This is a genomic window from uncultured Subdoligranulum sp., assembly GCF_937890665.1.
In genome coordinates this window covers 1-11,706 of the sequence record NZ_CALADU010000279.1, presented here as the reverse complement: position 1 = coordinate 11,706, position 11,706 = coordinate 1, and the positions used below count along the sequence as shown (strand labels likewise).

The following is an 11,706-nucleotide window of genomic DNA, read 5'->3' as shown; positions in this document are numbered from 1 at the left end:
GTAAGCAGGCTGTACACCTTCTCATCGTTCATCGGCACCGAGTCGATGGGAATACCCGAGTATTCTTCAAAATACTTATAGAAGGTAGGCACATCGTGGCCCAGCTCGTCCAGCTTGAGCAGCGTGTCATGCAGGTACTTAAATTCGAAGTGGGTGGTCAGCAAACCGCCCTTCACATCATCCGCCGGATGCTGGATCGCGCAGAAATCATAAATATCGAAGGTATCGGGCACAACGACCATGCCGCCGGGGTGCTGACCGGTAGTACGCTTGACGCCGGTACAGCCAATGACCAGACGGTTTTCCTCGGCACGGTTCACGGTTTTGCCCCGTTCTTCCAGATACTTCTTCACGTAACCGTAAGCGGTCTTGTCCTGCAGACCGGAAACCGTGCCCGCTTTGAAAACGTTCTCTTTACCAAACAGTTCTTCGGTATAGCGATGAACGTGGGACTGGTACATGCCCGAGAAGTTCAAGTCGATATCCGGTTCCTTGTCGCCGTAGAAGCCGAGGAAGGTTTCAAAAGGAATGTCGTGGCCTTCCACGATCATCTGATGCCCACAGACCGGGCAGTTTTTATCCGGCAGGTCGAAACCGTCGAAATGCACGCCGTCATCGATCCATTCGCTGTGTTTGCATTCCGGGCACAGATAGTGGGGCGGCATGGAGTTAACCTCTGAAATGCCGGAAAAGTGCGCCACCGCCGACGAACCGACTGAACCACGGCTGCCTACCTGATAACCGCCTGCATTGGAATAGGCCACCAGACGAACGGCAATAACATACAAAACCGCATAACCATGTCCGCAGATGGAATCCAATTCCTTTTTCAAACGTTTTTGCAGCACATCGGGCAGCGGCGTACCATAGTCGCGAGCCGCGTGCTTCCAAGTATCGTCTCGCAGCTCCTGTTCAGCACCGGGAATGCTGGGCGGATAGGTTCCCTTGGGGATAGCCCGCAGATTGTTGTCGATGGTGGCAGCAATCTTGTTGGGGTTGGTCACCACGATCTCGTAGGCCTTTTCCTTGGGCAGATAACTGAAGTCGGCCAACATTTCCGGGGTGGTGTGGTAGTACAGCGGGGCTTGATTGTCGGCATCCTTAAAACCGTTGCCTGCCTGCAGCACCGCACGGTAGATCCAATCCTCCGGTTCCTGAAAGTGGGAGTCTCCGGTAGCCACCACAGGTTTATGCAAGTCCTCGCCCAACTGAATCACCGTGCGGTTGAAGTTTTTCACCGCTTCGATGGAATCCACCTGTCCATTGCGGACCATGAACTCGTTGTTGCCCAGCGGCTGCACTTCGAGGTAGTCATAATAATCCGCAATGCGCAGCAACTGCTCATAGGGTTGTCCTGCCACGATCGCCCTGTAAAGTTCGCCCGCTTCACAAGCCGGAGAGAGCAGCAGCCCTTCCCGATACCGATTCAGCAGACTGCGAGGCACCCGAGGCTTTTTAAAGAAATACTGGGTATGGGCTGCGCTGACAATCCGATAAAGGTTTTTTAGTCCTACCTGATTTTGTACCAGAATGATCAGATGGTAGTATTTCTTTTTCAGCACCTCTTTGTTGCCGCCCAACCCGGTGTTGATGGCTTCCACCGTATGGATGTCCTTCTCTTCCAGATCGTTGAGCATGATCTCGAAGATGCGGGCCAACGCCATGGCATCATCTACCGCCCGGTGATGGTTGAAGGGCGGAATTTCCAGATGCTTATTGATGGTATCCAGCTTATAGTTGCGCAACCCCGGGAACAGTGCTTGTCCCATGGGCAGCGTATCAATATAGGTATTTTCGTCGAAACTGACGCCCGCTTTTTCTCCCGCTTTGCGGATGAAAAGCATATCAAAACTGTGGGCGTTATGGGCTACCAATACATGGTCACCGCAAAACTCCTTGAAAGCGCGGATGGCTTCCTCTGGTGTCGGAGCATCGGCCACCATGGCATCGTTGATGCCGGTGAGCTCCACCACCCGCTGGGGAATCGGTTTGCCGGGATTGACGAACGTACAGAATTTCTTTTCTTCGTTGATATTGCCGTTTTCTACATAAACGGCACCGATCTCGGTCAGACTTTCGATGTTGGCGTCCAGACCGGTAGTTTCGGTATCAAACACCACAAAAGAACCCGAAAGCGGCATCTGGCCCTTGCCATATACCGCCGGGATCATGTCATCCACAAAGTAGGCTTCGCAGCCGTAGATCAATTTGAAATTCGGATCGTTTTTGTGAATGTCATCGGTCGCCAACATAGCTTCGGGGTAGCCCTGACAGACGCCGTGGTCGGTGATGGCAATGGCTCGATGCCCCATACGATGGGCCAAGCGGACAATCTTACCCGGATCATTAAAACCATCCATCGAGCTGGACTTAGTGTGCAGATGCAGTTCTACCCGCTTTTCCCCTTCCGGAGCGGTATCCTGCCGCGGTTCCCGCTCCACCTGCAGCACATCGTAAGGCATGATGACAAAGTCATGCTCGTACTTGTCGTACATATAGTTGCCGCGCACGATCAGTGTGGTACCGGGTTTGAGGTTTTCCCACTTGGACATGTCGGCGTCCTCGCCCCCCAAGACTTTGAGGTTCACCGAACCGGAATAGTCGGTGATGGAGGTGAAATAAATCTTGCGGCGGCTGCCCTTGACTTCGGTAGCAAAAACGTCGCCCCAAACCACCACCTTGCCGCCATCCCCCAAATCGTTGAGGCGGCGGGTTTCGGTAGGTTTGAAGTTTTTGCCGTAAAACAGCTTGACCGGCTTGTTGGACAGGGTAAGCCCTTCGATGGTAAAGTCCGGCGGCGTTTCCTTGGCTTCGAATTTGACAACCGGCGTTTTCTCCTGCAGATACTGTTCAAACTCCTCTTCGGTGCGAACATGACCTGCATCAGCCAGCCGTACAATAGGCAAAGCCCCCGTGCGCTCCTGAATCAATTCAGCCAGCACTCTGGGCAGTTCCACACTTTCCAGAATTGTGCGTCCCGCATTGACGCGAATGGTAATCCCATCTTCGCCAAAGACAACGGGTTGGTCCTTGTCCAAGAAACCGTTGACCGGCATCCCCTTTTCTTTCAATTCCTCAATCATCAGACAGACCGATTCCGGCGTGATGTTGGGATAGGAAAAATAATTGCGCAGATGCAGCTCATAGCCGGCAAAGACGTCTTGCAGCGATGCACAAAGGCGCCCGCACAGCGCTTGATCCAATGGCTCGGCGCTGCGCAGGCAGATAATAACTTGACGTTTTGTACGGTGCAACTCTACTCGCTCGACGAGTACGCCGCCGAACGCTGTGCAGAATTGCTGGTCGGCCGTGAATTGAGGCCAAACCTGTGTAACAAGTGGTTTCAAAACGACTCCTTTGCAGATGGAAAAAGGGCAGAGGGTTCGATCATCTTTTCTTGCGACGATTGGCACGATCTTTGCATGTATACACCCCGGTTTTCAAGCAGACAATGCCGACAGCCACAAACACCAACATCAGCAGCAGGCTGATTACGGCTTTGACCGGTTCCTCTTCCGTAAAGAACAACCAAGTCAAAAAAGCAAAGCAGAGAACCAGTCCCCCGTTCACAACTGCCAGAATCGGCGGCCAGAGTACCTGCAGAATTTCCAGCAGGACCTCACCCACAATCTCAAACAACAGTTCCATGGCAGCGGACTCCTTCCCTGCTCTGCGGTACCTTATAGCTTATGGATCTCGTCGATAAACTGGCCGACGATATCCCCTTTCAGCATGCGTACCTTCTCGCCACGGATGAAGAGCAGCGCCTCATCCTTGCCGCCGGCGATGCCGATGTCAGCATCAGAGGCTTCCCCGGGGCCGTTGACAACACACCCCATAATGGCGATCTTCAAAGGTTTCTTGAAACCTTCATCCCGCAGACGGCGCTCCACCTCATTGGCAATCTCAATCATTGGGTATTGGGTGCGGCCGCAGGTGGGGCAACTGATAATCTCCGGTCCTGCCACGGCATATCCCACCGCACGCAGAATGTCGTATCCGGCATACACTTCGTTTTCGGGTTCTTCGGTCAGCGATACCCGCAGTGTGTCGCCAATGCCTTCCAGCAGCAAACCGCCAATCCCCATACCGGACTTGATCAGTCCCATCCGGTTGCCGCCGGCCTCGGTGACCCCCACATGGAGCGGGTAATCGGTCTGGGCGGACAGCATGCGGTACGCAGCCATCATCCGCGGCACATTGCTGGATTTGATGGAAATCACGATGTTGTCAAAGTCGTGCTTTTCCAACAGCCGGACGTGATACATGGCGCTTTCCACCATCGCTTCCGGCACAGGCGCACCATACTTGGCAAGGATATGCTTTTCCAGACTGCCGCCGTTGACGCCGATGCGGATGGGTACGTTTTTGGCATTGCAGGCATCCGCCACCGCCTTCACACGGTCATCGTCCCCGATGTTGCCGGGATTGATACGAATCTTGTCTGCACCGGCATCCAAAGCAGCCAACGCTGCGCGGTAATCAAAGTGAATATCCGCCACCACCGGAATGTCAACCGCTTCCTTGATGGCGGCCACCACCGCCGCGTCCGCCGGCGTAGGAACTGTCACCCGCACGATTTGGCAGCCTGCCGCCGCCACCCGTTTGGCCTGTTCTACGTTGCCTGCAATGTCCTTGACCGGAACATTGAGCATCGTTTGTACCGCAATGGGATTGGTACCGCCAATGGTAATGTTACCGATCTTGACTTCCCGTTTGAGTTGGCGCGTCATCTGAGTTCCTCCTTAGAAGAATCTTGTAATATCCTGCATGGTCACCAGCATCATCAGCCACAACAGCAGCACCATGCCGGCCGTATTGACAACCATCTGAAAGCGCTGGGGCACCGCATGGCCCGTCAGCCCTTCAAACAACAAAAACAACAGCTTGCAGCCATCCAGCGCGGGGATGGGCAGCAGATTAAAAATACCTACGTTGATGGTCAGCAGCGCCATCAAAGACAGCACATCTCGCCAGCCGTATTGAACAGCTTGGCTGACCGCCGACACCGTGCCGATTGGACCGGAGAGTTGATCTACCCCCACCTGTCCGGTAGCTAGCTGCCAGAAACCGCCCAAAATCGCCGTGCTGTAATACCGGAAAAACTCCCCGGTTTGTACCAACACATTGCGGGTGGTCTTACTCACGGCTGCCACACGAAAATCCACGCCACTAACGACGTTGCCATCCTCGTCGGTGGTAGGAGCCACCGTTACTCCCGTTAGTGTCACCAGTTCACCATCTCGCAGCACCAACATGGTATGTTGCTGCGTCGTTCCATCAAACAACTGCGCCAACGAATTGGCGGTGCGCACCCGCTGGCCATCCACCTCTACGATGGTATCGCCAAGCTGCAAACCGGTAGCGCTGCTCTGGGCATCATCCACGAACTGAGCCACGGTGGTTCCGCCCAGATTGGACATGCTGAGCACCAAAACCAACAGGACAAGGAATCCCAGCACAAAATTCATCACTGCCCCCCAGAGCGTGACAAAAAAGCGCTGCCATGCCCCGGCCTGCTCAAATTCCTGCCCCCGGACAACAACGGGAAACAGCCCTGTCTTCGGCTTGGGCGGATGTACCGGTGGAATTGCCTCGCCCTCTCCTTCGGGATCCGGCGGGTTAGAAAACAGATTATATCCGCCCAAGGGGATGAGCCGTAAAGTATACCGGGTTTCCCCTTTCCCCCACGCAAACAAGCGTGGTCCGAACCCGATAGAGAACTCTTCCACTCGAATGCCACAATGTCGAGCCGCCCAAAAATGTCCCCACTCATGCACCAAAATGACAACCCCGAACACGAGCAGAGATACCAGCCCGGTCAGCAATGCAGTCATAGGCACCTCTCAAATCTTAAATATGCGCTTCCACGTAAGCGCGGGCCATGCGATCGCAAGCATGGACATCGTCCAGCGTGTAATCACCGCCAAAGGAATCGCTGTCCACAACGCCTTCCACCAGACGGCCGATGTCGAGGAATCCGATCTCGTCCCGCAGGAAATGGGCCACCGCGGCCTCGTTGGCACCGTTGGCCGCACAGGGGGCCAAGCCGCCCTTGCGAATTGCTTTCTTGCAGGCCGCCAGACAGCGGAACGTTTCCTCGTCCGCCGTAGCAATACTCAGCTTGGTCAACGCGGTGAAATCCAGCTCCGGCACCGGGCTGGGCAGACGCTCCGGCCAAGTCAGTGCATACTGAATAGGGATGCGCATGTCAGGCACGCCCAGCTGTGCAATGATTGAATGGTCCGCAAACTGTACCGCCGAGTGAATGATGCTTTCTCGCTGTACAACGATCTGGATTTTATCTTCCGGCAAACCGAACAGCCATGCTGCTTCGATCAATTCCAGCCCCTTATTCATCAGAGTGGCGGAGTCAATGGTGATCTTTGCGCCCATATTCCAGTTGGGGTGACGCAGCGCATCCGCCTTGGTTTTGCCGCGGAGTTCCTCGGTGGTCATCCCAAAGAAGGGACCGCCCGACGCCGTAAGCAGGATTTTTTCCAGCGTTTTCGCACTGTGTGCATCCTGCAAGCACTGGAAGATTGCACTGTGTTCACTGTCCACCGGCAGCAGGTGCACACCTTTGCGCTGTACCGCATCGGTAACCAGATGGCCGCCGGTAACCAGACTTTCTTTATTGGCCAATGCCAAATCGTGACCGCTCTCAATGGCAGCCAAAGAAGCATCCAACCCCGCAATGCCTACCACAGCGTTCAATACCACGTCCGACCCCTGCATGGCAGCCAGTTCCCGCAGCCCGTCTGCACCCGCCAACAGCTTGGGGGCACCGGCCTGACCGGCCAGCTCCCCTTCCAGTTTTCGGAACGCGTCCGGATCTACCACCGCCACATACTGGGGATGAAATTCTTGAATCTGTTCCAGCAATTTTCCCACGCTGGAATGAGCCGCCAAACCGAACACGGAATAGCCGTGCATGCGGCAGACGTCCAAACTCTGGGTACCGATAGAGCCGGTAGACCCCAACAAAGTGATGGTCTTATTCATGATTTTTCGTCCTTTTTATAGCAGATAGAAGAAATACCGCACCGCAATGGCCACAAAGGGCGCGATAAACATTACGCTGTCAAAACGGTCCAGAATGCCGCCGTGGCCCGGGAAGATGGTGCCGTAATCCTTGATTCCAGCCTGACGCTTGACCGCCGAAGCAAACAGATCTCCCAGAATGCCCAGTATCGAAGCGACAGCGCCCATAAACAGCAGAACAAGATAATGCTTGGGGCGCATCTGGATGCTGAAGACATGATACCCGGAAGACAGCATGGTGTATACCGCCGTGAGCAGGGTGCCTGCAAGGACACTGCCCACAACACCGCCAATGGCACCTTCTACTGTTTTGTGGGGGCTGACGATTGGAGCCAGCTTGTGTTTGCCAAAGGCACGGCCGGCAAAGTAGGCCGCCGTGTCCCCGCCCCACGCAAAGCAGAGTGTGAGCAAGATAAAGTATACCGCGTCGTAGCGATAGTTTTCAAAGGGAAGCATCCGTTTGAGGTGAATGAGAGAATAGAAGCAGAAGAGGATGACACCGGAAAAGTAGACATATCCGGCCAGCCTGCCGAAATCCATCGTCTTGACATGCGTGATCTGGCAGATATTGAAAAATAGTACCACCAAAAAGCTGACAGGCAGCACCAAGCTCCGCGGTCCCGGGCTGGTGGTGAGCATGATCAGCAAGGTATACGGTACAGCCACGGCATAGAGATACCACTCTTTTTTGCCAAATCCCATGGCCGAGAAAACTTCGTGGATGGCAATCAGGCAAACGGCACTGAGCACCAAGTCAAACAGCAGTGTGTTGAAAAACGCCAGCACCACAGCCAACAGGGCCAGGCCGACAACAGCGGTAATAACGCGGGTCTTCATACGGTGTGTTCCCTTTCACGGATGGAATAATACAGTACACAGAACAGCCTATGCGGGCGTGCCCATCGGCATGCCCGCACAGACGCTCAGGAAGTGCCGATTGCTCAGACTTCCATAATTTCCTTGTTTTTGGACGCGCAGGTATCGTCGATCATCTTGACGTACTTGTCGGTCAGCTTTTGGGTTTCTTCCTCCAGTTTCTTCTGGTCATCTTCGGTCAATTCGCCGGCCTTCTTCATCGCCTTGAACTTGTCCATAGCATCACGACGCACATTGCGCACCGCAACCTTGGCTTCCTCGCCCTGCTTCTGGACATCCTTGGTCAACTGCTTGCGGCGCTCTTCGGTCGGAGCCGGGAAGACCAGCCGGATCACCTGTCCGTCATCAATCGGGTTGATACCGATGTCGCTCGTCTGAATCGCCTTGGAGATGGGCTTGAGCATCTGGCGATCCCACGGGGTGATAGTCAGAATACGCGCTTCTGCCACGGCTACCGCCGCGATCTGATTGATGGGCGTCGGGCTGCCGTAATAGTCCACCGTCACTCTGTCCAGAACGGCGGGATTGGCGCGGCCTGCGCGGATGGAGGCCAACTCGCGAACGAGATGGTCAACGCTGGCGTTCATCTTTTCTTCAAAGGGTTTGGTCGTGCTGCTCATGGCAATTTCTCCTTAGTTTTTAATAGTATAGGCAAACAGTATGAACTTTTCTTACAGAGAGGCGCACCGGTGCGCCTGTTTTTATTCCTTAACAAGGGTTCCCACATTCTCGCCTTGCACCGCCTTGGCGATGTTGGCAGGCTCGCCCAAGTCAAATACCACAATGGGCAAACCATTGTCGCGGCAAAGAGTTGCCGCCGTAGAGTCCATCACGGCCAGACGTTCGTCCAGCACACGTGTGAAGGTCAGCGTGTCGTAACGCACCGCGTCAGGATATTTGTGGGGGTCCTTGTCATAGACACCATCCACCATGGTAGCTTTGAACATTGCATCGGCGCCAATTTCCAGTGCACGCAGTGCCGAGGCCGTATCAGTAGAGAAGATCGGGTTGCCGGTACCGCCGCCAAAGACCACGATGGTTCCGCTTTCCAGTGCGGCGATTGCCTTATCGCTGGTAAAGACTTCCGCCACCTGCGGCATAAAAGAGCTGGTCATCACCACGGCCGGTACCCCCTGCTGCCGCAGAGCATCCTTCACGGCCAGTGCGTTCATGACGGTAGCCAACATACCGATTTTATCGGCATCCATCCGGTCCATCTTGCCGCTAGAACGGCCGCGCCAGAAATTGCCGCCGCCTACCACAATACCAATTTGGGTGCCCAAATCGTGGGCCGCTTTGATGCCGGCACAGATCGAGGCGATGGTTTCCTCATCAAACCCAGTCCCTTTGGGACCGGAGAGCGCTTCTCCGCTCACTTTGAGCAGGATGCGGTTATAGCGATTTCCCATAAAAATAACACCACCTGTTGTTTACTGTGGTTCTGTGTGCGCTATGGGCACAATAAACCATTCTTATGTACCTAGTATTTTACAATAGTTCGCCCCTAAAGTAAAGCGCCGCAGAAAAAAAAGCGCGGCCCTGTCAGGCCACGCCTTTCTGCTTTATTCTTCTGGATACTGCGGCAAAACGCTTTGCAATTCCCGCAGCAGATACGCTCGCCGTTGTGCCCGCTGTACCTGCGGCGCTGTGGTGGATTCCAACACCATATTGCCCAGATCCACCGAACAGGGCGGCAAGGCAAACCGCAGCGTCATACCGGGGCCCTCTTCCACCGTGAAAGTCCACCCCATGGCCGCCGCATAGGCACGGATCAAGGGCAGTCCCAGTCCCCCCTGTTCCAACAGGCGGTCGCTCCACACCCCGCCGTTCAGCAAGGCCTGTGCATCCGGCGGTAAGCCGGGACCGTCGTCATGGTAGCAAAAAGACTCCGGCCCGCACGCCAGAGTGATGTGCACCGGCCGCCCTGCAGCCAGTGAATTCGAAAACAAATTGGCGATCAGCCCATTCAACAGCGTGGGATCCCCCATGGTCAGCAGTACCGGCACGCCTTCGGCGGCTTCCACCACCGAAGTTGCCGACAGCCGTTCCTGAACAGCGATCTCATTGAAAAGCGTGCTGATCTCTCGCAGGTGCCCTAACAGTTCCATCGGCTGCGGTGTGCACACCTGCTGCAACACCGGCGCAATGGCGGCGTCCGCCGCATGCTCACCCAAGCGACGGAGCAGCAGCAACTGCTCGGCGATCTGCCGCAACAAGGGGCGTAACGCCTCATATTCCGTGGGTGTCACGCAATGTTCCATCTGATCTTCCAGAACTTCAAATGCGTTTTCCAACAGATGAAAAGAACTCTGAAATCGCCCCCGAAGCCCCCCGCGCAGGGCCAGCGCCAATTCCTGTTCGCTTGGCTGCATATTCTCCCCCTTTGTGAGGAGCTTGGCTCCCCCTTACCGAATTTCCTGTCGAAGCAACTCCAGCAAGCCTTTGAGAAGTTTGCCGTTGGGCAGCACCGCATCCTCGGGCAAGCCGCAGCGGCGGCACAAGGCTTTATACTGCGGTGTTGCTTGCTGTTGCATCTTGCGGGACAAACGCACCACCGCAGCAGCAATGCTGCCCTCTTGCGTTTCGTTGTCCTGCGCCACCAACTGATACAAAGATGCAATCGTCATGGGGCGCTCAGCCACCAAAGCATACAGAAGCATTTGCTCCAGATAGTCACAGCCACTCATCGACGGGTCGGCATGCATCTGCTGCAAATACCGGCGGCAACACCCACGAACCCTATACAAACGGTATTCGTCTGCACCGGCTCCCAAAAGATAAATTTGATCAAACAGTTCTCGAATCCGGTAAGGTTTCAGCAGCACTTGACAACCGCCAAATGCCTGTAAAGCACGGCGAGCCGCCGTTTGTTCCGGCAGCGGCGCCGTCAGCAAAAGTGCCGGCTGCGGGTCCAACGCCATCGCTCGGATCGCATCCACAAGCTGCAGGACACCGCCTTCTTCCAACAGCGCATCCAGCACAATCACCTGTGGATTTAACCCTCGGCGGAGTTGCTCCAACAAGATAGACCCACTAGGTAAAATAGCAGCCATGCGAACTTCCGGATGGGTCTGCGCATAAAGACGAATACATTCGCGCTCCATCCGCGCGCTGCTGACGAACACTGCCACAACCGCTGTTTTGCTGAAAGTAGGCTGCATCGGTGTTTTTCCTCTTTCCGGGATCGAACGGTCCCTTTCCAACGTTCCCAGCATCGTATTTACACCGACGCGCCGCACAAATCCCGTACGATGTCGGGCAGTTGTTCCGGTGCTACTGCATTTTCATACATATAGCATAAAACACGTCCAGCAAACGCTTCGTCTATCCCGCACAGACTGCAGGAAATATCCTGTGCAGAAGTGCGCCGCTTCGCGTGAAAACACAGGGATCCTTTTGCACGCTGCAACGCATAGGTGACCTGCTCCGCTTTCTGCAGGCCCTCCAACTCCGAAAAATCACGCCGGTATACCGCAAGGTATTTCTGTCCTGATTGTTCCATGATTTCTTCATCCTCCCCGATACGAAACCCAAGTCACGGGGAAGTTTTCCGCGGCACATTCCCCCGTAGATGTACTATAGGGCAAACTGCCATCGGAATCAATCCACACCAAAGATACGTTTTTCTACGCAGTGCGCAAGAAATGTTTGATTTTGTCTATTATACCACAAAAAGTGCAAAATAGAAGTGGTTTCATCAAGATTTTCTTTCTTCGCAAAGGAATTTCACAAAAATCATAACCCCACGTTGAACGTGGGGTTTGCAAAACGGCCCCATAGGGGCCA

11 protein-coding genes are annotated in these 11,706 nt (G+C 54.7%); all 11 read right to left on the bottom strand.

What is annotated here, in order from left to right:
* Nucleotides 1–3,347: PolC-type DNA polymerase III (locus tag Q0526_RS15865; protein WP_298735722.1), on the bottom strand; the 3,347-nt coding region annotated here is incomplete at its 3' end.
* Nucleotides 3,348–3,387: 40 nt separating this feature from the next.
* Nucleotides 3,388–3,648 (bottom strand): hypothetical protein, encoded by a 261-nt coding sequence (locus tag Q0526_RS15860; RefSeq protein WP_298735719.1) that lies wholly within the window; start codon nucleotides 3,646–3,648, stop codon nucleotides 3,388–3,390.
* A 32-nt stretch (nucleotides 3,649–3,680) separates the two neighbouring features.
* Entirely contained in the window at nucleotides 3,681–4,733 is a 1,053-nt protein-coding gene (gene ispG / locus Q0526_RS15855) for a flavodoxin-dependent (E)-4-hydroxy-3-methylbut-2-enyl-diphosphate synthase (RefSeq protein WP_298735715.1), read from the bottom strand.
* Between the two features lie 12 nt (nucleotides 4,734–4,745).
* Nucleotides 4,746–5,837, bottom strand: a complete 1,092-nt coding sequence (locus Q0526_RS15850) for a M50 family metallopeptidase (RefSeq protein ID WP_298735712.1) — start codon at nucleotides 5,835–5,837, stop codon at nucleotides 4,746–4,748.
* A gap of 16 nt (nucleotides 5,838–5,853) precedes the next feature.
* Nucleotides 5,854–7,005: a 1-deoxy-D-xylulose-5-phosphate reductoisomerase gene (gene dxr, locus Q0526_RS15845; protein ID WP_298735709.1), complete on the bottom strand. Its 1,152-nt coding sequence runs from the start codon at nucleotides 7,003–7,005 to the stop codon at nucleotides 5,854–5,856.
* A 15-nt stretch (nucleotides 7,006–7,020) separates the two neighbouring features.
* The gene (locus Q0526_RS15840) at nucleotides 7,021–7,881 is read right to left on the bottom strand and encodes a phosphatidate cytidylyltransferase (protein ID WP_298735706.1); all 861 of its coding nucleotides are present in this window, start codon (nucleotides 7,879–7,881) and stop codon (nucleotides 7,021–7,023) included.
* A 104-nt stretch (nucleotides 7,882–7,985) separates the two neighbouring features.
* Nucleotides 7,986–8,540, bottom strand: a complete 555-nt coding sequence (gene frr / locus Q0526_RS15835) for a ribosome recycling factor (RefSeq protein ID WP_298735704.1) — start codon at nucleotides 8,538–8,540, stop codon at nucleotides 7,986–7,988.
* A gap of 81 nt (nucleotides 8,541–8,621) precedes the next feature.
* Nucleotides 8,622–9,329 (bottom strand): UMP kinase, encoded by a 708-nt coding sequence (gene pyrH / locus Q0526_RS15830; RefSeq protein WP_298735702.1) that lies wholly within the window; start codon nucleotides 9,327–9,329, stop codon nucleotides 8,622–8,624.
* A gap of 153 nt (nucleotides 9,330–9,482) precedes the next feature.
* On the bottom strand, nucleotides 9,483–10,292 hold the full coding sequence (locus Q0526_RS15825) for an ATP-binding protein (protein WP_298735699.1): 810 nt from the start codon (nucleotides 10,290–10,292) through the stop codon (nucleotides 9,483–9,485).
* A gap of 33 nt (nucleotides 10,293–10,325) precedes the next feature.
* Nucleotides 10,326–11,081: a response regulator gene (locus tag Q0526_RS15820; RefSeq protein WP_298735697.1), complete on the bottom strand. Its 756-nt coding sequence runs from the start codon at nucleotides 11,079–11,081 to the stop codon at nucleotides 10,326–10,328.
* Between the two features lie 59 nt (nucleotides 11,082–11,140).
* Entirely contained in the window at nucleotides 11,141–11,422 is a 282-nt protein-coding gene (locus Q0526_RS15815) for a hypothetical protein (RefSeq protein WP_298735695.1), read from the bottom strand.
* Nucleotides 11,423–11,706: the final 284 nt, after the last annotated feature.

Bases quoted from the DNA above. Each gene is read 5' to 3' on its own strand.
- Q0526_RS15840 (WP_298735706.1), bottom strand. From the start codon at position 7,881: ATGAAGACCCGCGTTATTACCGCTGTTGTCGGCCTGGCCCTGTTGGCT.
- Q0526_RS15825 (WP_298735699.1), bottom strand. From the start codon at position 10,292: ATGCAGCCAAGCGAACAGGAATTGGCGCTGGCCCTGCGCGGGGGGCTT.
- pyrH (WP_298735702.1), bottom strand. From the start codon at position 9,329: ATGGGAAATCGCTATAACCGCATCCTGCTCAAAGTGAGCGGAGAAGCG.
- Q0526_RS15860 (WP_298735719.1), bottom strand. From the start codon at position 3,648: ATGGAACTGTTGTTTGAGATTGTGGGTGAGGTCCTGCTGGAAATTCTG.
- dxr (WP_298735709.1), bottom strand. From the start codon at position 7,005: ATGAATAAGACCATCACTTTGTTGGGGTCTACCGGCTCTATCGGTACC.
- Q0526_RS15815 (WP_298735695.1), bottom strand. From the start codon at position 11,422: ATGGAACAATCAGGACAGAAATACCTTGCGGTATACCGGCGTGATTTT.
- frr (WP_298735704.1), bottom strand. From the start codon at position 8,540: ATGAGCAGCACGACCAAACCCTTTGAAGAAAAGATGAACGCCAGCGTT.
- ispG (WP_298735715.1), bottom strand. From the start codon at position 4,733: ATGACGCGCCAACTCAAACGGGAAGTCAAGATCGGTAACATTACCATT.
- Q0526_RS15850 (WP_298735712.1), bottom strand. From the start codon at position 5,837: ATGACTGCATTGCTGACCGGGCTGGTATCTCTGCTCGTGTTCGGGGTT.
- Q0526_RS15820 (WP_298735697.1), bottom strand. From the start codon at position 11,081: ATGCAGCCTACTTTCAGCAAAACAGCGGTTGTGGCAGTGTTCGTCAGC.